The following is a 24638-nucleotide window of genomic DNA, read 5'->3' as shown; positions in this document are numbered from 1 at the left end:
ACCAAGAATCGCAAAGACGTGTCGTACGAAAGAGTTCGAGCAAAAGAGCGTTTCCCCCAAACGCGCTTTGCTCAAGGGACCAGGCCCGGAAAGAAGATCTCGCCCGCCGAAATTTCACGTCGCGCTCCGGCATCGTCGCGCAGGATCAGTACGCCTTCGGCGTCGAGAGCCTCGAACACGCCATCGATGTCGCCCGAGGGCAGGCGCACGACGATGCGGCGTCCGAGCCCGGCAGCGCGCTGCAGCCAGGCCTCGCGGATGGCGGCAAAGCCGGCACCGCGCTGCCATTGCTCCAGACGCCGGGCAAAGCCGTCCGTCAGCGCCACGAAAAAGCTCTCGACATTGATGGCGGCGTCGCTCGCCGCAAGATGCGTGGCCGGATAGGGCGTGCCTTCGGGATGGCTGGCGATGTTGACCCCGCAGCCTATCACCGCCGAAAAACCACCGCCGGCATGGGCGCCTTCGACCAGGATACCGGCGAGCTTGGCGCCGCCGATCAAGACGTCATTGGGCCATTTCAGGGCCAGCGCCGCGGCGGCACGCGGCGCGGTGGCGAGCACCGCATCGCTGAGCGCCAGGGCGGCAACGAAACAAAGATCGGCCGCCCGCCGCGGTTCGGCGGGATCGACCAGCAGCAGCGAGGCATAGAGATTGCCCTGCGGAGAGCTCCAGGGGCGGCCGCGCCGCCCCTTGCCGGAGACCTGCTCGCCGGCCGTCACCCACAGGCGGTCCTGTCCGCGCTGCAGGGCTTCGACATTGGTCGAACCAATCGAGTCGAAGTGTAGATGACGGAAGCCTGCCGCCTGTGCCTGAACTCCAAGTTTCATCGGCCGCGTTTCATTGCCCCTGCTTGCATCAGCCCGAGGGCAGGAGCGAGGCGGCCGCAGCCGCGGCCGGACCGGTCACCAGAGTCGGCCAGACAATGAAGAACACCGTCACGATGGTAGCGATGGCAAGCACCCCGGCGAGCGAAGCCGACATCGGCTCGAACTCCTCGGCGGGCTCGTCGAAGAACATCACCTTGATGATGCGCAGGTAATAGAAGGCCCCCACCACGCTGGAGAGCACGCCGAGGATTGCCAGCGGCCACAGGCCCTGATGCACGGCGGCGACGAACACATACCACTTGGCCCAGAAACCGGAGAGCGGAGGAATGCCCGCCAGCGAGAACATCAGCGCGGCGAGCGCATAGGCCATGATCGGCTGCTTGCTCGACAGGCCGGCGAGATCGCTGACACTCTCGACATAGGCGCCCCTGCGCTTCATCGACAGGATCACGGCAAAGGTGCCGATGGTCATGGCCAGATAGAGCGCCAGATAGATCAGCACGCCCTGCACGCCCTCCGAGGTCCCTGCAGCCAAGCCGACCAGGGCAAAGCCCATATGGCCGATGGACGAATAGGCCATCAGGCGCTTGATGTTGCTCTGGCCGATCGCCGCGAAGGAACCAAGGGCCATCGAGGCGATGGCGATGAACACCACGATCTGCTGCCACTGGGCAAGCGCTGCCGGGAAGGAGGTGATGATCACGCGGACCAGCAGCCCCATGGCGGCAATCTTCGGCGCACCGGCAAACAGGGTGGTCACCGGCGTGGGCGCGCCCTCATAGACGTCGGGCGTCCACATATGGAAGGGCACGGCCGAGATCTTGAAGGCCAGGCCGGCCAGCAGGAAGACAATGCCGAAGACGAGGCCGAGGCCGACATGCCCCTGCACCGCAGCAGCGATGCCGGTGAACGACACGGTGCCGGCGAAACCGTAGATCAGCGATGCGCCATAGAGCAGCATGCCCGAGGAGAGCGCGCCGAGGACGAAATATTTGAGGCCCGCCTCGGTGGACTTCAGGTCGTCGCGATGGATGGAAGCGATGACGTAGAGGGCCAGCGACTGCAATTCCAGCCCGATATAGAGGGCGATGAGGTCGTTGGCCGACAGCATCATCATCATGCCGGTGGTGGCCAGCAGGATCATCACCGGATATTCGAACTTCTCGATGCCGCGCGAGCGCAGGAAGTCGCTCGACATCACGATCGCCGTTCCAGAGCCGATCAGGACCAGGATCTTGGTGAAGCGGGCGAAGGCATCGACGCTGAAGGAACCGTTGAAGGCCTTGCCATCGGTGCTCATGGCCACCAGCACCGCGACCACGGCCAGCAACACCACCGAAAGGGTGGTGACCATGCCGTAGCCGCGCGGCGCCGAGAAGACACCGATCATCAGCAGAGCGATGGCGCCGAGGACCAGAACGATTTCCGGAAGCGCCGTTGCAATTTCAGAAGCAGACATGGCTCGCCTTCGGATCAGTTAAGCGCAACGCTGGCAGCTTTCGCCGCCTGGATGAGATGGGTGACGGCGGCTTCGCTCATGTTCAGGATCGGCTTGGGATAGACACCGAAATAGATCGTGAGCAGCACCAGCGGGGCCAGGATGATGAACTCCCGGCCGGTGAGATCGGCGATGCCGGCCAGGCTCGGCTTTTCCAGCGCGCCGTAGACGACGCGGCGATAGAGCCAGAGTGCATAGGCCGCCGACAGGATCACGCCGAAGGTGGCGAAGAAAGCCACCCAGGTGTTGGTCGAGAAAGCGCCCACCAGCGTGAGGAACTCGCCGACGAAGCCTGAGGTGCCGGGCAGGCCGACATTGGCCATGGTGAAGACCATCAGCGCCAGCGCATACCAGGGCATGCGGTTGACCAGGCCGCCATAAGCCGCGATCTCGCGGGTATGCATGCGGTCATAGACCACGCCGACGCAGAGGAACAGCGCACCCGAGACGATGCCATGGGAGATCATCTGGAAGATCGCGCCCTGCACGCCCTGCTCGTTCATCGAGAACAGGCCCATGGTGACGAAGCCCATATGGGCGACCGACGAGTAGGCGATCAGCTTCTTGATGTCCTCCTGCATCAGCGCCACCAGCGAGGTGTAGACGATGGCGATGACCGAGAGCGTGAACACCAGTGGCGCGAAATATTCGGACGCCGCAGGGAACATCGGCAGCGAGAAGCGGATGAAGCCGTAGCCGCCCATCTTCAGCAGGATGCCGGCCAGGATGACCGAACCCGCCGTCGGCGCCTCGACATGGGCGTCGGGCAGCCAGGTGTGCACCGGCCACATCGGCATCTTCACGGCGAAGGACGCGAAGAAGGCCAGCCACAGATAGGTCTGCATCTGCACCGGGAACGGGTGCTTGAGCAGCACGGCGATGTCCGAAGAGCCGGCATTCCAATACATCGCCATGATGGCGATCAGCATCAGCACCGAGCCGAGCAGCGTGTAGAGGAAGAACTTGAAGCTGGCATAGATGCGCCGCTGTCCGCCCCAGATGCCGATGATCAGGAACATCGGGATCAGGCCGCCTTCGAAGAACAGGTAGAACAGCACGATGTCCTGCGCGCAGAACACGCCGATCATCAGCGTCTCCAGCACGAGGAAGGCGATCATGTATTCGCGCACGCGGTTCTGGATCGAGCGCCAGGAGGCGAGGATGCAGAACGGCATCAGGAAGGTGGTCAGGATGACGAAGGGCAGCGAAATGCCGTCGACGCCCATGCGATAGTTGATCGCCCCGCCCGTGGTGCCGCCGAGCCAGTTGGTGTTCTCCACGAACTGGAAGCTGGTGTTTGCCGGATCGAAGGCAAACAACGGGAAGAGCGAGACGACGAAGGTCGCGATGGTGGTCCACAGCGAGATGATGCGCGAATTGCGCTTCACGCTTTCGGAGTCACCCCGAAGCACGAGCATCAGCACCACGCCCACCAGGGGCAGGAAGGTCGTGACGGAAAGAACCGGCCAGGACATCAGTGCGTGCCTCCGAGCATGGACCAGGTGAACAAGGCCGCGATGCCGATCAGCATGGCGAAGGCATAGTGATAGAGATAGCCGGTCTGCAGCTTGACGACGCCGCGGGTGACGTCAACGACGCGGGCCGAGACACCATCCGGGCCAAGGCCGTCGATGACGGCGCCATCCCCCTTCTTCCACAGGAAGCGGCCGAGCCACTTGGCCGGGCGGACGAAGGCCCAGTCATACAGCTCGTCGAAATACCACTTGTTGAGCAGGAAGTTGTAGAGCAGCGGATTGCGGGCAGCGATGGCCGCCGGCACCGAAGGCTTGACGATGTACATGTAATAGGCCGTGGCCCAGCCGATGGCCATCATCGCGAAAGGTGCCAGATGAACGAGCCATGGAACATGCTCCATGCCCTCGAGGATCTTGGTCCCCTCGCCCAGTGACACGGCCTCGCGCCAGAAATGCTCCAGCCCTTCCTCGGTGGCGAAGGAATGGTGGAACACCATGCCCGCGATCACCGCGCCGACCGACAGCACTGCCAGCGGGATCATCATCGGCATCGGCGATTCATGCGCATGGTCATAGGTATGCGCATCGGCCCGGGTCTGCCCATGGAAGGTCATGTAGATCAGGCGCCAGGAGTAGAAGGAGGTCATCAGGGCCGCGATCACCGTCATGCAGAAGGCATAAAGCGGGATCAGGTGGCCGCCTTCGGCATAGGCAGCCCAGGCCGCCTCGATGATGCCGTCCTTGGAATTGAAGCCGGCGAAGCCGATCTGGGTGAAGGGAACGCCGAAGCCGGTGAGCGCCAGAGTGCCGATGATCATCGCCCAATAGGTCAGCGGGATCTTCGACTTCAAGCCGCCCATGTGCCGCATGTCCTGCTCATGATGCATGGCATGGATGACCGAGCCGGCACCGAGGAACAGCAGCGCCTTGAAAAAGGCGTGGGTGAACAGGTGAAACACGCCGACATTGTAGGCGCCGACGCCCAGCGCCACGAACATGTAGCCGAGCTGCGAACAGGTCGAGTAGGCGATGACACGCTTGATGTCGTTCTGGACCAGGCCGACCGTGGCGGCGAAGAAGGCCGTGGTGGCACCGATGAAGGTGACGAAGGCCAGCGCATTCGGGGCGTGCTGGAACAGCGGCGACAGGCGCGCCACCATCACGATGCCCGCCGTGACCATGGTAGCGGCATGGATGAGCGCGGAGACCGGCGTCGGGCCTTCCATCGCGTCCGGCAGCCAGGTGTGCAGCAGGAACTGCGCAGACTTGCCCATGGCTCCTATGAACAGCAGCACGCAGGCCACCTCGAGCGCCGGCAGCGTATAACCGAGGAAGTGGATGCTGGTCTCGGCCTTGCTGGCGGCTTCCTTGAAGATGCCCTCGAAACCGACCTGACCGAAGATCACGAACACCGCGAAGATGCCGAGCTGGAAACCGAAATCGCCGACGCGGTTGACCACGAAGGCCTTGATCGCCGCCGCATTGGCCGAGGGCTTCTTGTACCAGAATCCGATCAGGAGATACGAGGCCAGGCCCACGCCTTCCCAGCCGAAGAACATCTGCACCAGATTGTCGGAGGTCACCAGCATCAGCATGGCGAAGGTGAACAGCGACAGATAGGCGAAGAATCGCGGCCGTGCAGGATCCTCTTCCATGTAGCCGACGGAATAGAGGTGGACGAGCGAAGACACGGTGGTGACCACCACCAGCATCACGGCCGTCAGCGTATCGACGCGCAGGGCCCAGTCGATCTGCAGCTTGCCGACATGGATCCAGTCGAGCACCGGAACCGAGGCGGTAGCGCCGTTGAAGCCGACATTGATGAAGGCAACCCAGGACAGCAGGCAGGACACGAACAGCAGGCCGGTCGTGACATATTCGGCAAAACGGATCTTGCCGGGCGAATGCGGGGATTCCTCGACGGCGTGATGATCGTCGTGACCATGGGAGTCATGGCCGTGATCGTCATGACCATGCGCGTCGCGCCCGTGGGCACCATGGCCATGGTCGCCGTGGCCATGCCCGGAGGTCTCGGCAGCATCGGCCGGCGCCAGGCGCCAGGTCAGCATGTTGGCGATGCCGGCAATCAGGAAGCCGAGGAGCGGCAGGAAGACAATTGCGTTATACACGCCCTCAGCCCTTCATCACGTTGATATCTTCGACGGCGATCGAACCGCGATTACGGTAGAACGCCACCAGAATGGCCAGACCGATCGCGGCCTCGGCGGCGGCGACCGTCAGGATCAGCAGGGTGAAGACCTGGCCCGTAATGTCGTGCAGCGCCGCGGAGAAGGCGACCATATTGATGTTCACCGCAAGCAGGATGAGTTCCACCGACATCAGGATGACGATGACGTTCTTGCGGTTGATGAAAATCCCGAGCACGCCGATGGTGAAGAGAACGGCGGCGACGGCGAGAAAATGGGAAAGATCGACGGCCATGTGTCAGATCCCCTGCCCTGGCTGAACTTTGATGACCTCGACCGACTGCGCCTTGGTGCGCGCCGACTGCAGGGCCGGATTCTGGCGCTTGACGCCTTCCTTGTGGCGCAGTGTCAGCACGATGGCGCCGATCATAGCCACCAGCAGCACCAGGCCGGCGCCCTGGAAGAAGAAGGCATATTGCGTGTAGAGCACGCGGCCGAGCGCCTCGGTGTTGGTGACGGAAGTATCGATCTGCGTCTGCGGGTTGACGACGATGCCGGGAGAGATCGCCCAGCCGACCACCACCATCAGCAGTTCGATCAGCACGATCAGGCCGACCAGGAAACCGATGGGCAGATATTGCAGGAAGCCCTGGCGCAGCTCGGTGAAATCGACGTCGAGCATCATCACCACGAAGAGGAAGAGCACGGCGACGGCGCCGACATAGACCACGATCAGGATCAACGCGAGGAACTCGGCCCCGGTGAGCATGAACAGGCCGGCCGCATTGACGAAGGCCAGGATCAGATAGAGCACCGAATGCACAGGGTTGCGCGACAGGATGACCATCAAGGCCGATGCCACGCAAACAAAGGCGAACAGGTAGAAGAAGGCTGTCGCCACATTCATGTTCAAACCCCTCTCCGGCCCGTTTCCGTGCCGTCTAGTCTCAAACCGCTTCAGCCTGGCTGAAGCACGTACAAACAAACTCGGTCCGTCAGGTCCGCTCGGCGCCTAGCGATAAGGTGCGTCCTTGGCAATGTTCTTGGCGATTTCCCGCTCCCAGCGGTCGCCATTGCTCAGAAGACGGTCCTTGTCGTAGAACAGCTCTTCGCGCGTCTCTACGGCGAACTCGAAGTTCGGCCCCTCGACGATGGCATCCACCGGGCAGGCTTCCTGGCAGAAGCCGCAATAGATGCACTTGACCATGTCGATGTCGTAGCGGGTCGTCCGCCGCGTGCCGTCATTGCCGCGCGGGCCGGCCTCAATGGTGATGGCCTGGGCCGGGCAGATCGCTTCGCACAATTTGCAGGCGATGCAGCGCTCTTCACCGTTGGGATAGCGACGCAAGGCGTGCTCGCCCCGGAAACGCGGCGACAGCCGGCCCTTTTCGAAGGGATAGTTCAACGTTGCCTTCGGCTTGAAGAAATAGCGCATCGACAGGAAGAAGGCCGAAACGAATTCCTTCAGGAACAGCGCCTTGGCGGCCTGATCGAGACCGACGCGCGGCCGGCTGGGATTGGCGGCGGTCATGGTGCCCATCCGGTGATCTGGAGGAAGCCTGCGACGATCACGACCATGGCGATCGACAGCGGCAGGAAAACTTTCCAGCCGAGACGCATCAGCTGGTCATAGCGGTAGCGCGGCACGAAGGCCTTCACCATCGCGAACATGAAGAAGACGAAGGTCACCTTGACCAGGAACCAGATGAACCCCGGGATCCAGGTGAAGGGCGGCAGATCGATCGGCGCGCTCCAGCCTCCCATGAACAGGATGGTGGTCAGGGCGCACATGGTCATGATCGCCACATACTCGCCCAGCATGAACAGCAGGTAGGGCGTCGAGGCGTATTCGACCATGAAGCCGGCCACGAGCTCGGACTCGGCTTCGGCCAGATCGAAGGGCGGCCGGTTCGTCTCGGCCAGGGCCGAGATGAAGAAGATGATGAACATCGGGAAGAGCGGCAGCCAGTACCAGTTCAGGAAGGTCAGCCAGGGCAGACCGATCAGGCTGGCAAGACCGCGGCTGTGCTGAGCGTCGACGATGGCCGTCAGGTTCAGCGAGCCGGCGCAAAGCAGCACGGTGATGATGACGAAGCCGATCGAGACTTCATAGGACACCATCTGGGCCGCGGCGCGCAGGGCCGACAGGAAGGGATATTTCGAGTTCGAGGCCCAGCCCGCCATGATGGTGCCGTAGACACCAAGAGAAGAGATGGCGAAGACATAGAGGATGCCGACATTGATGTCGGCGATCATCGTGCCGGCCGCCACCGGCAGCACGGCCCAACCGGCCAGCGCCAGCACGCAGGTGACGAAGGGAGCGAGCAGGAAGACGCCCTTGTTCGCGCCCGCCGGGATCACCGGCTCCTTGAGCACGAACTTGAGCAGGTCGGCGAAGGACTGGAACAGCCCGAACGGCCCGACGACGTTGGGACCGCGGCGCAGCTGTACGGCTGCCCAGACCTTGCGGTCGGCCAGCAGGTAATAGGCGATGAAGACAAGCAGGCAGACCAGCAGAACCACGCTTTGCAGCGCCGGCAGGCCTACCTTCCACAGGAGTGTTTCCCAGATCGTCATGGCCCGTCCTTACTCCGCCGCCAGCGGCAGCGCGCCCGAGGCGAGCTGCGAACACTGCGCCATCACGGCCGAAGCGCGCGCGATGGGGTTGGTCAAATAGAAATCGCTGATCGCAGCCGCGAAAGCCGCCCTGTCGAAGTCGCCACCGACATTCGCCAGAACCGAGATGCCGGCGACATCGGCCGCGGCAACCTGGCCGATCTGGCCGAGATGGGGAATGGCGGCAAACAGGGCCTTGCGCAAGGCAGCGAGCGAGTCATAGCCGAGCTTGGCACCGACGGCTTCCGACAGGGCCCGCAGGATCGCCCAATCCTCACGTGCCTCGCCGGGCGGGAACGCCGCGCGGTTGGCGAGCTGGACCCGGCCTTCGGTGTTGACGAACAGGCCCGAACGCTCGGGATAGGCGGCGGCCGGCAGGATGACGTCGGCACGATGCGCGCCGCGGTCGCCATGGCTGCCCTGATAGACCACGAAGGCACCCGGCTCGATGGTGATCTCGTCGGCGCCCAGCAGGAAGAGCACGTCGAGCGCGCCGGCCTTGGCCATGCCGGCGGCATCGAGGCCGCCCTCGCCCGGCACGAAACCGACATCGAGCGCACCGACACGCGAGGCCGCATTGTGCAGCACGCCGAAGCCGTTCCAGCCCTCCTTGACCACGCCGAGGGCCTGGGCAGCCTTGGCGGCCAGCGACAGCAGGGCTGCGCCGTCGGTGCGGGCATAGACACCGCCACCCACGATGATGACGGGCTTGGTCGCCCCCTTCAGCAGATCGGCGAAGGCGCCCTTGCCGGCCGCGAGATCGGCCAGGGTATCGGGTCCGGCGCCGAGATAATCATAGGTGTAGGTCAGATCGGCCTGCTCGCCGATCAGGCCGACCTTGGCGCCGCGCAACCAACGCTTGCGGATGCGGGCATTGAGCACCGAGGCTTCCTTGCGCGGATTGGTGCCGACCAGCAGGATCGCATCCGCCTCTTCGAGGCCGGCGATGGTCGGGTTGAACAGGTAGCCGGCGCGGCCCAGGGCAGGATCGATCTTGGCGCCGTCCTGCCGGGCGTCGAGGTTCTTGGAGCCGAGCTTGCCGATGAGATCCTTCAGCGCGAACAGTTCCTCCACCGCCGCGAGATCGCCGGCGATCGCGCCGATGCGTTCCGGCTTGGCAGCCTTCACCTTGGTCGCGATGGCGGCAAAAGCCTCCTGCCAGGTGACCGGCTTGAGGCGGCCATCGACACGCAGATAGGGTCGGTCGAGACGCTGGGTCCGCAGGCCGTCCCAGATGAAGCGGGTCTTGTCGGAGATCCACTCCTCGTTCACCAGCTCATTGGTGCGCGGCACGATGCGCAGCACTTCCCGGCCGCGCGCATCGATGCGGATGGCTGAGCCCACCGCATCCATCACGTCGACGGATTCAGTCTTGGAGAGCTCCCAGGGACGGGCATGGAATTCGTAGGGCTTGGAGGTCAGGGCGCCGACCGGGCAGAGGTCGATGACATTGCCCTGCAGTTCGGAGCTCATCGCCTTTTCGAGATAGGTGGTGATCTCCATGTCCTCGCCACGCCCGATGGCGCCGAGCTCGGAGACGCCGGCGACTTCCGTGGTGAAGCGGACGCAGCGCGTGCAATGGATGCAGCGGTTCATCACCGTCTTGACCAGCGGACCGATATATTTGTCTTCGACCGCGCGCTTGTTCTCGGCATAGCGGTTCTTGTCGACGCCGTAGGCCATGGCCTGGTCCTGCAGGTCGCACTCGCCGCCCTGGTCGCAGATCGGGCAGTCCAGCGGATGGTTGATGAGCAGGAACTCCATCACCCCTTCACGCGCCTTCTTGACCATCGGGCTCTTGGTGAGCACCACCGGCGGCTCGCCGTTCGGGCCTGGGCGCAGGTCGCGTACCGCCATGGCGCAGGAAGCCGTGGGCTTGGGCGGACCGCCCTTCACCTCGACCAGACACATGCGGCAATTGCCGGCAATCGACAGGCGCTCGTGGAAGCAGAAACGCGGGATCTCTGCACCCGCGACCTCACAGGCCTGGAGGAGTGTGTACTCCGCCGGGACCTCGATTTCCTGTCCGTCGACGATCAACTTGGCCATGGATAACCTTGACGATCAGGCCTGGACTGCAAGACGCAATCCAGACTCTTTCCAAACTCGACTTCGCAAAATTCCGTGCCGCGATCAACATCGCGAAGCGAAAATTCAGCGCTCTGAAAGGCCGGAAACGGGAGGCGATCCCGGCCCCGATAAGTTGCAACCGGCGGGAGCCGGCCTGCTATTCCGCCGCCTGCAGGACAGAGGTGGAATGGGGGTTGGCGGCATATTGATCGATGCGCGCTTCGATCTCATGACGGAAATGGGTGATCAGGCCCTGGATCGGCCAGGCCGCTGCGTCACCCAGAGCGCAGATCGTATGCCCTTCGACCTGCTTGGTGACGTCGAGCAGCATGTCGATCTCGCGCTTCTGGGCACGTCCTTCCGCCATGCGGGTGAGCACGCGCCACATCCAGCCCGTCCCTTCGCGGCAGGGCGTGCACTGGCCGCAGCTCTCATGCTTGTAGAAATAGGCAAGCCGGGCGATCGTACGCACCACGTCGGTGGACTTGTCCATCACGATGACGGCGGCGGTGCCCAGACCCGAGCGCAATTTCGAGAGCGAGTCGAAATCCATCGGCGTGTCGATGATCTGCTCGGCCGGCACCATGCGCACCGACGATCCGCCCGGAATGACCGCCTTCAGATTGTCCCAGCCGCCCCGGATGCCGCCGCAATGGCGCTCGATCAGTTCGCGGAAGGGAATGCCCATTGCCTCTTCGACGTTGCAGGGCTTGTTCACATGCCCCGACACGCAGAAGAGCTTGGTGCCGACATTGTTGGGGTTGCCGATGCCGGCGAACCAGCCGGCCCCGCGCCGCAGGATGGTTGGGGCGACGGCGATCGACTCGACGTTGTTCACCGTGGTCGGGCAACCATAAAGGCCCATATTCGCCGGGAAGGGCGGCTTCATGCGCGGCATGCCCTTCTTGCCCTCGAGGCTTTCGAGCAGCGCGGTCTCCTCGCCGCAGATATAGGCACCGGCGCCATGGTGGACGTAGAGATCGAAATCCCAGCCGTGCTTGTTGTTCTTGCCGATCAGGCCGGCTTCGTAGGCCTCGTCGACGGCGCGCTGCAGGGCCTCGCGCTCACGGATATATTCGCCACGGATATAGATATAGCAGGCATGCGCATTCATGGCGAAGGAGGCGATCAGGCAGCCTTCGACCAGATGCTGCGGATCATGCCGCATGATCTCGCGATCCTTGCAGGTGCCCGGCTCGGACTCGTCGGCATTGACGACGAGATAACTCGGCCGGCCATCCGATTTCTTCGGCATGAAGGACCATTTCAGGCCGGTGGGGAAGCCGGCGCCGCCGCGTCCCCGCAGGCCCGAAGCCTTCATCTCGTTGATGATCCAGTCCTGGCCCATCTCGAGGATCTGCTTGGTACCGTCCCACGAGCCACGCTTGATGGCCGCCTGCAGTCCGGGTGACTGGAGGCCGTAGAGATTGGTGAAGATGCGGTCGCGATCAGCAAGCATGGCGAACCTGTCAATAATGAAACTTCTTAAAACGCTCAGGTGGGAAGGATGGCGTCATGCCCCTTCCCGCCCACTTCAATCCAACTTCTCGCCGGCCGGGTTTTCGGGACGCCAGCCGGTCGCGAGTTTCTTGGCCTGCTCGATCCAGCCGTCCCGCAGGGCCCTGCCCTTGAAAGCCCCGAGATTCTGGTCGACCCAGGCAAGGTTGCTGTCGTTCCAGGCGGCGATCTGATCGAAGTGATAGACACCCATCTGGTGCAGCATTTCCTCGAGCTTGGGACCAACGCCGTGGATCAGCTTGAGATCGTCAGGCCCGCCCTCGCGAGCGGCCTTCAGCAGGACCGGCTTGTGATCATCGGAAACAGGAGCGGGCACCGGTGCGGCGGGGGCTGGCGCTGCCGCCGGAGCTGCAGCTACAGGTGCCGCCGTCGTAGCGGGAGCAGGAGGAGGAGGTGTACCGGCAGCCTTTGCAGCTTCCGCCTTGGCTGCCTCGGCCTTCGCGGCTTCCAGCTTGGCCTTTTCTTCCTCGAAGCGCTTTTTCCAGGAGCCGATGACCGAGCCGTCATAGAGCGCCGGGTCGTTCAGGGTCTGGGCGCCTCCTTCCGGCTCGGACGAGAAGCGGCCGTTCTGTGGCCCCGGCTTCACTTCCTTGCCGGCAGCGAGATCGTCGATGATGCGTTCCATGATCTCGGGAGTGAGATCTTCATAGAAATCGGCGTTGATCTGCACCATCGGCGCATTGCAGCAAGCCCCGAGGCACTCGACCTCCAGCCATGAGAAATTGCCATCGGCGGTCACATGACGTTCCGGACCGACGCGTTTCTTGACCACGTCGCGGATCGCCTCGGCGCCGCGCAGCTGGCAGGGCGTGGTACCGCAGAGCTGTATGAAATATTTGCCCACCGGCTCCAGGTTGAACATGGTGTAGAAGGTCGCGATCTCCAGAACGCGGATCTTCGCCATGCCCAGACGCGCCGCGATCACCTCGATCGCTGCCTGGGACACCCAGCCACCGGCCTGTTCCTGCGCCTTCCACAACAGCGGTATCACCGCCGAGGCCTGGCGGCCGGGCGGGTATTTGGCAATCTGCTTTTCCACCCACGCCTCGTTTTCGGACGTGAAGGCAAAGCTTGCCGGCTGGAGTTCCTGGGGCGCGAGCCTGCGGACGGACATGCGCATTCCTCTTTAACTGCTAGAGCAAAGTGCGTCTTGGCAAACGCACTGTTGCTCTCACTCCTGGTTTCGACGCGTCTTTGCGATTCGTGGTGATCCCCTCAAATCGCAAGACGCTTTTGCAACCGGTTCAACGCCGGCTGCGACCCAAATCAACGATCGACTTCGCCGAACACGATGTCGAGAGAACCGAGAATGGCAGAAACGTCGGCCAGCATGTAGCCGCGGCACAGCCAATCCATCGACTGCAGATGTGCAAAACCCGGCGCGCGGATCTTGCAGCGATAGGGCTTGTTGCCGCCATCCGAGACCAGATAGACGCCGAATTCGCCCTTTGGCGCCTCGACCGCCGCATAGACCTCGCCGGCGGGCACATGATAGCCCTCGGTGTAGAGCTTGAAATGGTGGATGAGCGCTTCCATCGAACGCTTCATCTCGCCGCGCTTGGGTGGCACGACCTTGTTGTCGGCGGCCGAAACCGGCCCACTCGTTGCACGCAGCAGCGCGCAGCACTGCTTCATGATGCGGATCGACTGGCGCATCTCTTCCATGCGGATGCAGTAGCGGTCGTAATTGTCACCGTTCTTGCCGATCGGAATGTCGAAATCGAGCTCGGCATAGCATTCATAGGGCTGCGACTTGCGCAGGTCCCAGGCGGCCCCCGAGCCACGCACCATCACGCCCGAATAGCCCCAGGCCCAGGCATCGTCGAGCGACACGATGCCGATATCGACATTGCGCTGCTTGAAGATGCGGTTGTCGGTGAGCAGGCCTTCCAGATCGTCGCAGACCTTGAGGAAGGGATCGCAGAAGGCTTCGATATCGTCGATCAGTTCAGGCGGCAGGTCCTGGTGAACACCGCCGGTGCGGAAATAGGCGGCATGCATGCGGCTGCCCGAAGCACGCTCGTAGAAGATCATCAGCTTCTCGCGCTCTTCGAAGCCCCACAGCGGCGGGGTCAGCGCGCCGACGTCCATGGCCTGGGTGGTGACGTTGAGCAGATGCGAAAGCAGGCGTCCGATCTCGGAATAGAGCACGCGGATGAGCTGCCCGCGCTTGGGTACCTCGATACCGAGCAGACGCTCGATGGCCAGGCAATAGGCATGCTCCTGGTTCATCGGCGCGACGTAATCGAGCCGATCGAAATAGGGAATGGCCTGCATGAAGGTCTTGGCTTCGATCAGCTTCTCGGTACCGCGATGCAGCAAGCCGATATGGGGATCGACACGCTCGACCACTTCTCCGTCGAGCTCCATGACCAGACGCAACACGCCGTGGGCCGCCGGATGCTGCGGGCCGAAATTGATCGCAAAATTGCGTAGATGCGGTTGGTCGTTCATGTCGTTTCCAAACTTTCCGAGTTGGCCAGCTGGTTCGGAGCCATTTCGAGAGTCTTGCTAGTCCTGATCCGGCGCGCGGGAGCGCGTCAGCTCGCCTTCGCCTTCTCGTCGCCGGGCAGGACATAATCCGTCCCTTCCCATGGCGACAGGAAATCGAAGTTGCGGAATTCCTGATTGAGCCTGACAGGTTCGTAGACCACGCGCTTGGCCTCGTCGTCCCAGCGCACCTCGACGAACCCGGTCATCGGGAAGTCCTTGCGCAAGGGATGGCCGTCGAAGCCGTAGTCGGTCAGCAACCGGCGCAGGTCTGGATGGCCGGTGAACAGGATGCCGTAGAGATCGTAGGCTTCGCGCTCGAACCAGAGCACGCCGGGGAACAGTGCCACAGCCGAGGGAACCGGGGTCGCCTCGTCGGTTTCCACCTTCACGCGGATGCGCACGTTCTTGGTCGGCGACAGCAGGTGATAGACCACGTCGAAGCGCTTTTCACGCGCCGGATAATCGGCCCCGCAGACATCGATGATCGAAACGAAGCGCGTGCCGGCATCGTCCCTGAGGTGCTTGAGCACCGCCAGGATATTGTCGGGATCGGTGGTGACGGTCAGTTCGCCAAAAGCATGCACGACATTGGAGACGGCCTGCGGAAAGGCAGCCTGAAGCGCCTCGCCGATCCCCTGCAGAGTTTCAGAGTTTGCCATGTCAGCTCCGCTCAACGCTCGATGGTGCCGGTACGGCGAATCTTCTTCTGCAGCAGCAGCACGCCATAGAGCAGCGCTTCGGCCGTGGGCGGGCAGCCGGGCACGTAGATGTCGACCGGCACGATGCGGTCGCAGCCACGCACGACCGCATAGGAATAGTGGTAATAGCCGCCGCCATTGGCGCAGGAGCCCATCGAGATGACGTAGCGCGGCTCGGGCATCTGGTCGTAGACCTTGCGCAGGGCCGGCGCCATCTTGTTGGTCAGCGTGCCCGCGACGATCATCACGTCCGATTGACGCGGGGAAGCGCGCGGGGCGAAGCCGAAGCGCTCGACGTCGTAGCGCGGCATCGAGACCTGCATCATCTCGACCGCACAGCAGGCGAGGCCGAAGGTCATCCACATCAGCGAGCCAGTGCGAGCCCAGTTGATCAGATTGTCGGCGGAAGTGACGAGGAAGCCGCGATCAGCCAGCTCGGCATTGATGTCGACGAAAAACGGATCGGTCGACCCGACCGGCTTGCCGGTATTCGGATCGATGATGCCCTTGGGTGCCGGCGCCACCAGCGTGCCACCTGATGTCTCCAGGTTCAATCCCATTCGAGCGCGCCCTTCTTCCACTCATAAACGAAGCCGATGGTCAGCACGGCCAGGAAAATCATCATCGAGGTGAAGCCGAACAGGCCGACTTCCTTGAACGTGATCGCCCAGGGGAACAGGAATGCCACTTCGAGATCGAAGATGATGAACAGGATCGACACCAGATAGAAGCGCACGTCGAACTTCATGCGCGCGTCGTCGAAAGCGTTGAACCCGCACTCATAGGCGGAGAGTTTTTCCGGATCCGGGCGCTGATACGCCACGAGGAAGGGCGCCACCAGAAGCGCCAGGCCGATGACGGCCGAGACCCCGATGAAGATGATAAGCGGCAGATAGCCGGCGAGAAGGTTGTCCATCAGCACGAACCCTATAGCGTTTTGCGATCCGGTGGGCTCACCGAGAATCGCAAAGACGCGTCGAGACAAAGAGTTGGAACATTGCGGCGTTGTCGCTGAAACGCGCTTTGCTCCAGCTGTGATCGACCGGGAGCGCTTGAACTCGGGGTCGCCACGTTTGGACGATACGGGCATGGGCGCGCTTCGACAGCGGCGCTCACGCCGGTCATCCCTCTACAGCGCTTTGGAAAACCACCTTCACGCTGCGTCGTGGACGACCTGCAGCGAGCCTTAAACCACGGCTATGGGAGGCGCAAGCTTGGAAGCGTTCCAGCCAAGAGATTCCTACCGCACTGCGGCAGAATATCGGGCGATTCTGGCATGATCTTGGCGCATAGCCGTTATGAGTTGCAAGACACTGCCTGCTTGCAACCGAACACATTCGCAAATGGTCGGGCTGAAAATGCAAAAGCCAGCCCGAAGGCTGGCTTTTTGTCACAAAATGGCGAGAGTGACGGGACTTGAACCCGCGACCTTCGGCGTGACAGGCCGACGCTCTAACCAACTGAGCTACACCCCCGTCTCTCGCCAGCGGCGGCGAACCGTGCTGGCGTGGCGCGGTGATTAGAGGGCCTCCCGCACAGTGTCAAGCGTCAATTCGCAACGCACTCGAAATTCAGTTCGCGATGCGGGCCAGCCGAAAGCGTTTGATGTCCTCGGGCGTCAGAATTCGGATGCTTCCGACCCCATATTGCTCGGCTAGATCGATCAAAGCGGGGTTCACGCCCATCTTTTTCGAATAGGTGCGCAGCATTTGGGTCACTTCGGGGAATCGCCGCGTACTGCGCAGAACCGAGAGCGGATCACTGCCGGAACTGTTGGGCAGATATTCGCGATGAACGCCGACTCGCGATCCCGCGGGGACGAATCGCTTGTTGCCCCCCATCAGCGCATAGACGCAGGCCGACATGCAGGAGCCGTTGACGGCAACCGGCTGCCCGCCCAGCGTGATAACCCGCCCGACGAAGACGCTCGTGCGCAATTTGCGCAGCACATGGCCCAGATTGACCCCCTCGACCAGATGGCCACCGGGCGAATCAATGATCAGCACATTGCTGGTGCCGAGTTTCGAGGCCTGCTGAGCGAAGGCAATGAAACGTTCCACCGTGCCGCTCGTCATCTCGCCATTGGCAACCATCAGGCTGGGGCAGCGCTTGCCGCATCTGGTGCCGAGGGACAGGCTCACCACCTTGAAATCCATGGCGGCAGCTAGGGCTTGCTGCGGCAAGGCGCTCCAGCACAACCCTACCGCAAGCGCCCCCAGCCCGATGGCACGCAACAAAGAACTCACCATTATGTCTGCTTTTCCTTCGAGCAAAGCGCGTTTGGCGTTTGCCTACTCTCACTCTTTGGTTCCACGGGGCATTGCGTTCCTGGCGATCGTACCAAATCGCAAAAGGCTGTTGCCCGGCGGACCGGGCATCATTCGATATCGGCAACCGGTGCCCGCACCACTCCCGCCGTTTCCAGCGCCCAGGCGGCCCGCAAGGCCAGATCCTCCCGCCAGGCGGGGGCGATGATCTGTACGCCGATGGGGAGCCTCTCGCCCTCGTTCCAGAGCGGTACCGTGACCACAGGCAGTCCAATAAAGGAAATCGGCTGGGTGAACAGCCCCAGATTCGCGCGAACAGGCACGGCCTGACCGCCGACCTCGATGGTGGTCGCGTCGATTCCGGGGGCACGACAAGGTGTCGCCGGCGCCAGAATCAGATCGATTCGCTCGAAGATGCGATGCATCTCCGCCTGGAACCAATGACGAAAGCGATGCGCCGCGCTTACCCAGGTCGCCGGCACCATGTTGCCCGCTATCAACCGGTCCCGGACACCTGGCGCGAAATCCTTGGCACGGGCGCGCAACCGGTCGCGGTGCAGCGCCCCAGCTTCGGTTATGGTGATCAGGAAGGCCGCTGCCCGGGCGACGGCCGCCTGGGGGATCTCCACGACCTCGCTGGCGTCGAGCGCCTTGGCGCAGCGCCGTACGGCCTCCAAAGCGTCGCGATTGCCCTCCGGGCGGAAGTAACCATCCGCCACGGCGATGCGCAGCCCCTCGATGCCGCGGCCGAGTTCGAACAGGGCCGGCTGCACCGGGCGCTGGGCACAACTCGGATCGTCGGGATCGGGCCCCTGCATGGCATCATAGGCGAAAGCCAGGTCACGCGCCGAACGGGCCAGAGGCCCCATGTGATCGAGACTGGCGACGAACGGAAAGCTTCGTGCGCGGCTGAGCCGCCCGAAGGTCGGCTTCAGGCCGAACAATCCGCACAGCGAGGCTGGCACGCGGATGGCGCCATTGGTGTCGCTGCCGAGGGCCAGGGGCACGAAGCCCGCTGCCACCGCACTTGCCGGACCGCTGGAAGATCCTCCCGCCAGGTGGTCGAGGGCATGGGGGTTTCGCGAGGGAGCCTCGTGCGGATTCTGCCCGGTGAAATCATAGGCGTATTCGCTCATATTGAGCGCCCCCACGCAGATCGCCCCCTGCCCTTCCAGACGCTCGATCAACGTCGCGTCCCGCGTGGCGGGCGGATTGTCCCGATTGATCCGGGAGCCGGCAAGGGTGACGAGACCGGCGATATCGTAGAGGTTCTTCACGGCGAAGGGCACGCCGGCCAGGGCCCCGACCGGTTTGCCGGCGGCATGGCGGGCATCGATGGCGTCGGCCCGTGCCAGCGCGCGCTCGGTGAGCAGCGCCGTAAAGGCCCCGACTTTGCCGTCCAGCCGCTCGATGCGCGCAAGCGTGTGCTCGATCGCCGCGCGGGCCGTGAAGCGGCCGCTGCGGATGCCGGTGGAGATTTCCAGAATGCCCAGTTGCGGCGAGCAGCCCTGATCGAGCAGGCTGGTCATGCTTCGAAGACCGCAGCGGGCTGATTGCCATCCTCGATCGGGAAGGACAGCACCAGCTGTGCCAGATCGGCGGTCAGTTTCAGATTGGCGGCGACGCCCTCGCGAAAATCGGGATCCACTTCGATTCCGATCATCGGTGCCATCGCATCGATGACCGCCTGCGCATCGAATTCGGGTTTGCCGCTCATCGCATCGCCCCTCGAGAATGATGTAGGCGGACTGTCCCTCCTTCGCCTCCCGAAGACAAGCCAAATGATATGGCATCACCGAAGTTTGCGCAGGCGACGTCGCTCCATATGCTTGGCCAGGCGAAGAAAACGGAAATAGGCATAGTTCGTCGCCGTCGCGATGCCGTAGAGGCCGCGTACGAAATGACGACGCCCAATATAGGCCTTCAGGAAGTTGAGGGGGAATTCGGTCAGAATTCGCCAGCTGCTGAGTGTCTTGCCTCTCTTGTCGAGATCTTCGGCCTGCTGCTCGGTATAGGCGTTCAACTTGGCAATTTCATCGCCGAGCGAACGGATCGAATAATGATGAATGCGTCCCTTCAGCCGTGCGATCCGCGGTTGATCGTTGAAGTGCACCCGGTCATGCACGGTCGAATCGGCATAACGGCCGCGATCGAATCGATAGAGCCGCACCGGTGCCAGCGTGTATCCCCAGGGATGGGGCTCCCTTTCCCCCGGAAAGATCTCGGCGATGTCGATCTCGTAGCCATCGGCCTGAGGCCCGTCGCCCGAGAACAGGTCACGGATCTCGGCCGCCAGCTGCGGTGATATCACCTCGTCGGCATCGATATTGAGAATCCAGTTGTGCCGGCACTGCGTCTCGGCAAAGCGCTTTTGCGGACCATACCCGGGCCAGGGATTGTGGATCACCCTGGCGCCGAGCTTTTCGGCGATCGCCTGCGTGCCGTCGGTGGAGCCTGAATCGACCACGATCAGGTCATCCGTCAGGCCACGCGCGGCCTCGATCGTCGCACCGATGCGATCGGCCTCGTTGAAGGCGATGATGAAGACGGACAAGGGCTGCGGGCCAGGCTGTCCGGATGCTGGTGCGGGTGGTGACATGCCGGTGATCTAATCGAAGCCTCGAAAAATGGCCAGCCCATCGGCCGCAAGCCGGAGATTTTGTCCGTAACGACGCTGCGGCATCCGCCTAAAGGCCAAGAGCAGTGCCCATCCTGCTGTGGTAGTATTCGCTGCGCACAAATCAGGGTTGTAACGAAAGATCCAGCAAGGACGAAGATGTCATCGTTGCCGGCATGGGTTCCCGGCGCGGGCGTCATGCAAGCCTTCCGCTTTCGTCTCGTGATCGAGCCAGTTCAAGCGTCGTCAATTTTCACGGTTCAAGTTGCGGATCGCTGTCATCAGACAGCGATACCTCACGCGTGTCTCGAAACGAAGGACGCAAGGATCGCATCGCCAAGGGAGTCCGGTGCCGGCGGCGGCAGGCCGCATTCGACGACAGGAGAACAGCGATGGCCTTACAGAATGCAACGATAGACCCGGACAAACTCAACGCCTTCATGGGCAAGATGCTCAGCGATGTCGGGGCCGCGATGAACGCATCGCTGCTCCTCATCGGGGACAAGCTCGGCCTCTACAAGGCCCTCGCCGAGGCCGGGCCGATGACCTCCCAGCAACTCGCCGAGAAGACCGGGACATCCGAGCGCTACATCCGCGAATGGCTCGCCGCGCAGGCCGCATCGGACTATGTGGTCTACGATCCGGGGACGGGCCACTTTTCCATGCAACCGGAACAGGCGGCGGTCTTCGCCGACGAGGACAGCCCGGTCTTCCTGGGCGCCGTGGGCGATCTCGTCGCCGCGACCCTGCGAGACGAACCCGCCATCTCCGATGCGTTCCGCACCGGCAAGGGGGTCGGTTGGGACAAGCGTGACAAATGCCTGTTCTGCGGTACGGCCCGTTTCTTCCGCACAGCCTATCGCCATCATCTCGTGCAGGAATGGCTGCCTGCCCTGGAGGGCGTGATGGAGAAATTGGAGCAAGGCGCAACCGTTGCCGATATCGGCTGTGGGCATGGCGTTTCGACCATGATCATGGCCCGGGCCTTCCCCAATTCGCGCTTCTACGGCTTCGACTATCATCCGGGTTCGATCGACGACGCCAGGAGCGCCGCCGAGGCCGCGGGAATGGCCGACCGCGTCACGTTCGAGGTGAGCACCGCCAAGACGGTGCCCGCGCGCGGCTACGATCTCGTCTGCTTCTTCGATTGCCTGCACGATATGGGCGACCCCGTCGGGGCCATGCGCCATGTCAGGTCCACGATGGCGCCCGAAGGAACCTGCATGCTGGTCGAGCCCTTCGCCAACGACCGACTCGAGGATAATTTCAACCCGGTCGGACGCGTCTATTACGCCGCCTCGACCGTGATCTGCACGCCAGCCTCGCTCGATCAGGAGGTCGGTCTGGCCCTCGGCGCACAGGCCGGCGAGGCCCGCCTGCGCAAGGTGGCCAATGAAGCGGGTTTCACCCGGTTCCGCCGTGCGACGGAGACACCGTTCAATCTCATCCTCGAAGCGAGGCCGTGATGCGACGACGTCCCTGCCGGCCGTTCAGGCCGGCAGCATCTTGCGATATTGGATGAAGCCCGAACGGGATGCCACCTGATCGTAAACGGCCTGAGCCTCGACATTGCTCTCGTGGGTCAGCCAGTAGATGCGGCTGGCTCCCCAGCGCGTGGCCTCCTGATAGGACCATTCGATCAGGGCGCGGGCGACACCTCGGCGGCGGGCCCATTCGGCGGTGAACAGGTCCTGCAGATAACAATAAGGACCCGGCGTCCAGGTCGAGCGATGCAGGATCAGGTGCACGATGCCGGCAAGCCGGCCATCGATGAAGGCGCCATAGGCGGACATCGGCTCGGCAGGATCATGGAACCGCGCCCAGGTCAGCGCCGTCGTCTCCTCCGGCACCGATGCCTTGTAAAAAGTGAGGTAGCCCTGCCAGAGCGGTTCCCAGGCAGGGCGATCCTCGGCCGTGAGCGCACGGATCTCCATCAGTCGAGATTGAACTTCGACATCTGGCGATGCTCGCCGTGGATCCGGCGCACCGTGCCGTTGAGCGAACGATAGATCACCGTCTCGGTGGTGATCACGGGCCCGCGGAACTTCACGCCCTGGAGCAAAGCCCCGTCGGTGACACCGGTCGCCGCGACGATGACGTCGCCGGAAGCGAGCTCTTCCATCTTGTATTTGCGGGTCGGGTCGGTGACGCCCATCTTCAGGGCACGCTCGCGCTTGGCCTCGGTATCGAGGATGAGGCGTCCCTGCATCTGGCCGCCGACGCAGCGCAGAGCCGCAGCCGCCAGCACGCCCTCCGGAGCGCCGCCAATGCCCAGATAGATGTCGATGCCGGTCTCATGGGCATTGGTGGTGAAGATCACGCCCGCGACGTCGCCGTCGGTAATGACGCGGATCGAAGCGCCGACCTTGCGGATCGCCTCGATGATCGGGGCGTGGCGTGGACGATCGAGCACCAGGGCGGTCAGTTCGCGCGGCTTGACGCCCTTGGCCCTGGCCAGGGCATGCAGATTGTCCTCCACGCTGGCATCGAGATCGACGACACCCTCGGCGTAACCAGGCCCAATGGCAATCTTGTCCATGTAGACGTCCGGGGCGTTGAGGAGCGAGCCGGCCGAAGCCATCGCCATCACGGCGATCGAACCCGGCATGTCCTTGGCACAGAGCGTGGTGCCTTCCAGCGGGTCAACGGCGATGTCGACTTTCGGGCCCAGGCCGTTGCCGACCTTCTCACCGATGAACAGCATCGGCGCCTCGTCGCGCTCGCCCTCGCCGATCACCACGGTGCCGTCGATCGGCATCTTGTTGAGCTCGCGCCGCATGGCGTCGACCGCCGCCTTGTCGGCGGCCTTTTCATCCCCTCGTCCACGCAGCAATGCCGAGGCAACGGCGGCGCGTTCGGTCACACGGACCAGTTCAAGGGAAAGGATGCGCTCGATGACATCCGTCGGCTTGACCTGAATAATCTCCGACATGGCTTCCTCCGTTGTTAGAGTGTGTCGTCAGTTGCGGCTTGGCGTTCGAGGCAGCAAACCTGCCCCGCGACACGCCCTGAGATGCTGCTTACTCGCGCTCGATGCGGATCAATTGCGGCGTTTCCACGATGTAGCCATCGGCAACCATGGCATCGACGGCCCCGCGAATATCGGCCTCGGTGGTGGCATAGGTGATGAGGATGACGGGCACGGCGCCAGCGACCTTGCTCGGATCGTCGCCGCCATAGACCTTGCCGCCTCGATGCTTCTGCACGATCGATTCCAGCGAGATCCCCCGCTCGGCCATACGCGTGGCGATGCCTGCTGCGGCACCCGGCCTGTCCGCCACCGAAAGACGGACATAATACCCGCCCTTATGGGCCTGCATGGCGGCGGCCGGCAGGGGCTCGAGATCGCCGGTCTTGCGCCCGAACGGCGCTCCGGCCTGGCCGCGCGCGATATCGGCGATGTCGCCGATCACGGCGGAGGCCGTGGCTTCTCCACCGGCGCCCGGGCCGACCAGGGTCAGTTCCGGCACGGCATCGGCATCGACCGCCACCGCGTTGGTGACGCCGTTGACCTGAGCGATCGGGGTCGATTTCGGCACCATGGTCGGGTGGACGCGCTGCTCCACGCCGGCTTCGGAGCGCGTAGCGACGCCCAGAAGCTTGACGCGGTAGCCGAGCTCGTCGGCGGCCAGCAGATCCTCGGTGGTGATGCGCTCGATGCCCTCGACATGGATGGCATCCGCGTTCACCTGCGTGCCGAAGGCGAGGCTGGTAAGCAAAGCAAGCTTATGGGCGGTATCGAAGCCGCCAATGTCGAAAGTGGGATCGGCTTCGGCATAACCCAGGCGCTGCGCCTCCTTCAGGCAGGCATCGAAGGACAGGCCCTCGGCCTCCATCTTGGTCAGGATGTAGTTGCAGGTACCGTTCAGGATGCCATAGACGCGATCGATATTGTTGCCGATCAGGGCTTCGCGCAGCGTCTTGATGATCGGCACGCCGCCGGCGACGGCCGCCTCGAAATTGAGCGCGACGCCGGCCTTCTCGGCCCGCCTGGCGAGATCGACGCCGTGGCGCGCCAGCAGAGCCTTGTTGGCGGTGACCACCGGCTTGCCGGCATCGAGGGCCGCCTTCACCGCCTCGTGCGCCGCCCCCTCCTCACCGCCCATCAATTCGACGAAGACGTCGATCCCGGGATCACGGGCCAGTTCGACGGGGTCATCGAACCAGCGGAAACGCTCCATCGGCAGGCCGCGGTCGCGCGTTCGCGAGCGGGCGGAAACGGCGGTCACCGTCACGGCCCGGCCGCAACTGGCGGCAAGCGCATTGGCACGACGATCGAGAAGGCGAATGGTGGAGGCACCGACGGTGCCAAGGCCGGCAATACCGATTTTAAGAGGATCAGCCATCATCAGTCCGAACTTGAGATTGCGCACTTGTGCAATGGCGCGCTGCCGGGATCAAGTCATCCGGAC

The 24638-nt window shown here is 63.2% G+C and carries 23 protein-coding genes and 1 tRNA gene; 1 reads left to right on the top strand and 23 read right to left on the bottom strand.

Going from position 1 to position 24638, the window contains the following annotated elements; genetic code table 11:
* Positions 1–71: 71 nt before the first annotated feature.
* From ABXS05_RS01045 to ABXS05_RS00950, 20 genes are all read right to left on the bottom strand, one after another.
* Positions 72–827, bottom strand: a complete 756-nt coding sequence (locus ABXS05_RS01045; RefSeq protein ID WP_311938204.1) for a biotin--[acetyl-CoA-carboxylase] ligase — start codon at positions 825–827, stop codon at positions 72–74.
* Between the two features lie 28 nt (positions 828–855).
* Positions 856–2286 carry an NADH-quinone oxidoreductase subunit NuoN gene (gene nuoN, locus ABXS05_RS01040; RefSeq protein WP_311938202.1) on the bottom strand — a complete coding sequence of 477 codons (1431 nt, stop codon included), beginning with the start codon at positions 2284–2286 and terminating at the stop codon, positions 856–858.
* 14 nt (positions 2287–2300) lie between these two features.
* Entirely contained in the window at positions 2301–3800 is a 1500-nt protein-coding gene (locus tag ABXS05_RS01035) for an NADH-quinone oxidoreductase subunit M (protein WP_311938201.1), read from the bottom strand.
* Positions 3800–5929: an NADH-quinone oxidoreductase subunit L gene (gene nuoL, locus ABXS05_RS01030; RefSeq protein ID WP_367622607.1), complete on the bottom strand. Its 2130-nt coding sequence runs from the start codon at positions 5927–5929 to the stop codon at positions 3800–3802. The genes ABXS05_RS01035 and nuoL overlap by 1 nt, the downstream gene beginning before the upstream one ends.
* 4 nt (positions 5930–5933) lie before the next feature.
* Entirely contained in the window at positions 5934–6242 is a 309-nt protein-coding gene (gene nuoK, locus ABXS05_RS01025) for an NADH-quinone oxidoreductase subunit NuoK (protein ID WP_068282543.1), read from the bottom strand.
* A gap of 3 nt (positions 6243–6245) precedes the next feature.
* Positions 6246–6854, bottom strand: a complete 609-nt coding sequence (locus ABXS05_RS01020; protein WP_068282540.1) for an NADH-quinone oxidoreductase subunit J — start codon at positions 6852–6854, stop codon at positions 6246–6248.
* 105 nt (positions 6855–6959) lie between these two features.
* Positions 6960–7478: an NADH-quinone oxidoreductase subunit NuoI gene (nuoI, locus tag ABXS05_RS01015; protein ID WP_311938196.1), complete on the bottom strand. Its 519-nt coding sequence runs from the start codon at positions 7476–7478 to the stop codon at positions 6960–6962.
* Positions 7475–8524: an NADH-quinone oxidoreductase subunit NuoH gene (nuoH, locus tag ABXS05_RS01010; protein ID WP_068282537.1), complete on the bottom strand. Its 1050-nt coding sequence runs from the start codon at positions 8522–8524 to the stop codon at positions 7475–7477. The genes nuoI and nuoH overlap by 4 nt, the downstream gene beginning before the upstream one ends.
* Positions 8525–8533: 9 nt before the next feature.
* The gene (nuoG, locus tag ABXS05_RS01005; RefSeq protein ID WP_367622606.1) at positions 8534–10612 is read right to left on the bottom strand and encodes an NADH-quinone oxidoreductase subunit NuoG; all 2079 of its coding nucleotides are present in this window, start codon (positions 10610–10612) and stop codon (positions 8534–8536) included.
* Positions 10613–10790: 178 nt separating this feature from the next.
* Positions 10791–12092 (bottom strand): NADH-quinone oxidoreductase subunit NuoF, encoded by a 1302-nt coding sequence (gene nuoF / locus ABXS05_RS01000; protein WP_367622605.1) that lies wholly within the window; start codon positions 12090–12092, stop codon positions 10791–10793.
* Between the two features lie 75 nt (positions 12093–12167).
* Positions 12168–13265 carry an NADH-quinone oxidoreductase subunit NuoE gene (gene nuoE / locus ABXS05_RS00995; protein ID WP_311938190.1) on the bottom strand — a complete coding sequence of 366 codons (1098 nt, stop codon included), beginning with the start codon at positions 13263–13265 and terminating at the stop codon, positions 12168–12170.
* Between the two features lie 152 nt (positions 13266–13417).
* Positions 13418–14605, bottom strand: coding sequence for an NADH-quinone oxidoreductase subunit D (locus ABXS05_RS00990; RefSeq protein WP_311938189.1), 1188 nt, complete (start codon positions 14603–14605; stop codon positions 13418–13420).
* 86 nt (positions 14606–14691) lie between these two features.
* Positions 14692–15303 (bottom strand): NADH-quinone oxidoreductase subunit C, encoded by a 612-nt coding sequence (locus ABXS05_RS00985; RefSeq protein ID WP_367622604.1) that lies wholly within the window; start codon positions 15301–15303, stop codon positions 14692–14694.
* An 11-nt stretch (positions 15304–15314) separates the two neighbouring features.
* Positions 15315–15902 carry a NuoB/complex I 20 kDa subunit family protein gene (locus ABXS05_RS00980; RefSeq protein ID WP_068282522.1) on the bottom strand — a complete coding sequence of 196 codons (588 nt, stop codon included), beginning with the start codon at positions 15900–15902 and terminating at the stop codon, positions 15315–15317.
* The gene (locus ABXS05_RS00975) at positions 15893–16258 is read right to left on the bottom strand and encodes an NADH-quinone oxidoreductase subunit A (protein WP_068282520.1); all 366 of its coding nucleotides are present in this window, start codon (positions 16256–16258) and stop codon (positions 15893–15895) included. Before ABXS05_RS00975 ends, ABXS05_RS00980 begins: the two co-directional genes overlap by 10 nt.
* A gap of 482 nt (positions 16259–16740) precedes the next feature.
* A tRNA-Asp gene (locus ABXS05_RS00970) sits at positions 16741–16817 on the bottom strand.
* A gap of 96 nt (positions 16818–16913) precedes the next feature.
* Entirely contained in the window at positions 16914–17498 is a 585-nt protein-coding gene (locus ABXS05_RS00965) for a COG3904 family protein (RefSeq protein WP_367622603.1), read from the bottom strand.
* A gap of 221 nt (positions 17499–17719) precedes the next feature.
* Complete coding sequence (locus ABXS05_RS00960) at positions 17720–19138, bottom strand: AtzE family amidohydrolase (protein ID WP_311938185.1); 1419 nt, start codon at positions 19136–19138, stop codon at positions 17720–17722.
* A complete protein-coding gene (locus ABXS05_RS00955) occupies positions 19135–19326 on the bottom strand; it encodes a DUF4089 domain-containing protein (protein ID WP_311938184.1) in 192 nt (63 codons plus the stop codon). The genes ABXS05_RS00960 and ABXS05_RS00955 overlap by 4 nt, the downstream gene beginning before the upstream one ends.
* Positions 19327–19401: 75 nt before the next feature.
* Entirely contained in the window at positions 19402–20208 is an 807-nt protein-coding gene (locus tag ABXS05_RS00950; protein WP_367622602.1) for a glycosyltransferase family 2 protein, read from the bottom strand.
* 410 nt (positions 20209–20618) lie between these two features.
* Between ABXS05_RS00950 and ABXS05_RS00945 the strand changes: the two genes are divergently transcribed.
* Positions 20619–21692: a class I SAM-dependent methyltransferase gene (locus ABXS05_RS00945; RefSeq protein ID WP_367622601.1), complete on the top strand. Its 1074-nt coding sequence runs from the start codon at positions 20619–20621 to the stop codon at positions 21690–21692.
* Between the two features lie 24 nt (positions 21693–21716).
* Here ABXS05_RS00945 and ABXS05_RS00940 read toward each other — a convergent pair whose 3' ends face one another.
* The 3 genes from ABXS05_RS00940 to ABXS05_RS00930 form a co-directional block, all read right to left on the bottom strand.
* Positions 21717–22160: a GNAT family N-acetyltransferase gene (locus ABXS05_RS00940; RefSeq protein WP_311938180.1), complete on the bottom strand. Its 444-nt coding sequence runs from the start codon at positions 22158–22160 to the stop codon at positions 21717–21719.
* On the bottom strand, positions 22160–23158 hold the full coding sequence (gene glpX / locus ABXS05_RS00935; protein WP_367622600.1) for a class II fructose-bisphosphatase: 999 nt from the start codon (positions 23156–23158) through the stop codon (positions 22160–22162). The genes ABXS05_RS00940 and glpX overlap by 1 nt, the downstream gene beginning before the upstream one ends.
* An 88-nt stretch (positions 23159–23246) precedes the next feature.
* Positions 23247–24572 carry a homoserine dehydrogenase gene (locus ABXS05_RS00930; RefSeq protein WP_311938177.1) on the bottom strand — a complete coding sequence of 442 codons (1326 nt, stop codon included), beginning with the start codon at positions 24570–24572 and terminating at the stop codon, positions 23247–23249.
* Positions 24573–24638: the final 66 nt, after the last annotated feature.

The organism is Labrys neptuniae (assembly GCF_040797145.1).
Taxonomy (GTDB): Bacteria; Pseudomonadota; Alphaproteobacteria; order Rhizobiales; family Labraceae; genus Labrys; species Labrys neptuniae.
The sequence above is the reverse complement of the archived record's forward strand: the minus strand, read 5'-3'. Positions and strand labels throughout refer to the sequence as shown.

Bases quoted from the DNA above. Each gene is read 5' to 3' on its own strand.
- nuoI (WP_311938196.1), bottom strand. From the start codon at position 7,478: ATGACCGCCGCCAATCCCAGCCGGCCGCGCGTCGGTCTCGATCAGGCC.
- nuoF (WP_367622605.1), bottom strand. From the start codon at position 12,092: ATGCTTGCTGATCGCGACCGCATCTTCACCAATCTCTACGGCCTCCAG.
- ABXS05_RS00945 (WP_367622601.1), top strand. From the start codon at position 20,619: ATGGCCTTACAGAATGCAACGATAGACCCGGACAAACTCAACGCCTTC.
- nuoH (WP_068282537.1), bottom strand. From the start codon at position 8,524: ATGACGATCTGGGAAACACTCCTGTGGAAGGTAGGCCTGCCGGCGCTG.
- ABXS05_RS01045 (WP_311938204.1), bottom strand. From the start codon at position 827: ATGAAACTTGGAGTTCAGGCACAGGCGGCAGGCTTCCGTCATCTACAC.
- nuoK (WP_068282543.1), bottom strand. From the start codon at position 6,242: ATGGCCGTCGATCTTTCCCATTTTCTCGCCGTCGCCGCCGTTCTCTTC.
- ABXS05_RS00965 (WP_367622603.1), bottom strand. From the start codon at position 17,498: ATGGATTTCAAGGTGGTGAGCCTGTCCCTCGGCACCAGATGCGGCAAG.
- ABXS05_RS00985 (WP_367622604.1), bottom strand. From the start codon at position 15,303: ATGGCAAACTCTGAAACTCTGCAGGGGATCGGCGAGGCGCTTCAGGCT.
- nuoN (WP_311938202.1), bottom strand. From the start codon at position 2,286: ATGTCTGCTTCTGAAATTGCAACGGCGCTTCCGGAAATCGTTCTGGTC.
- ABXS05_RS01035 (WP_311938201.1), bottom strand. From the start codon at position 3,800: ATGTCCTGGCCGGTTCTTTCCGTCACGACCTTCCTGCCCCTGGTGGGC.
- ABXS05_RS00955 (WP_311938184.1), bottom strand. From the start codon at position 19,326: ATGAGCGGCAAACCCGAATTCGATGCGCAGGCGGTCATCGATGCGATG.
- ABXS05_RS00960 (WP_311938185.1), bottom strand. From the start codon at position 19,138: ATGACCAGCCTGCTCGATCAGGGCTGCTCGCCGCAACTGGGCATTCTG.
- ABXS05_RS00940 (WP_311938180.1), bottom strand. From the start codon at position 22,160: ATGGAGATCCGTGCGCTCACGGCCGAGGATCGCCCTGCCTGGGAACCG.
- glpX (WP_367622600.1), bottom strand. From the start codon at position 23,158: ATGTCGGAGATTATTCAGGTCAAGCCGACGGATGTCATCGAGCGCATC.
- ABXS05_RS00980 (WP_068282522.1), bottom strand. From the start codon at position 15,902: ATGGGATTGAACCTGGAGACATCAGGTGGCACGCTGGTGGCGCCGGCA.
- nuoG (WP_367622606.1), bottom strand. From the start codon at position 10,612: ATGGCCAAGTTGATCGTCGACGGACAGGAAATCGAGGTCCCGGCGGAG.
- ABXS05_RS00950 (WP_367622602.1), bottom strand. From the start codon at position 20,208: ATGTCACCACCCGCACCAGCATCCGGACAGCCTGGCCCGCAGCCCTTG.
- ABXS05_RS00990 (WP_311938189.1), bottom strand. From the start codon at position 14,605: ATGAACGACCAACCGCATCTACGCAATTTTGCGATCAATTTCGGCCCG.
- ABXS05_RS00930 (WP_311938177.1), bottom strand. From the start codon at position 24,572: ATGGCTGATCCTCTTAAAATCGGTATTGCCGGCCTTGGCACCGTCGGT.
- ABXS05_RS01020 (WP_068282540.1), bottom strand. From the start codon at position 6,854: ATGAATGTGGCGACAGCCTTCTTCTACCTGTTCGCCTTTGTTTGCGTG.
- ABXS05_RS00975 (WP_068282520.1), bottom strand. From the start codon at position 16,258: ATGGACAACCTTCTCGCCGGCTATCTGCCGCTTATCATCTTCATCGGG.
- nuoE (WP_311938190.1), bottom strand. From the start codon at position 13,265: ATGTCCGTCCGCAGGCTCGCGCCCCAGGAACTCCAGCCGGCAAGCTTT.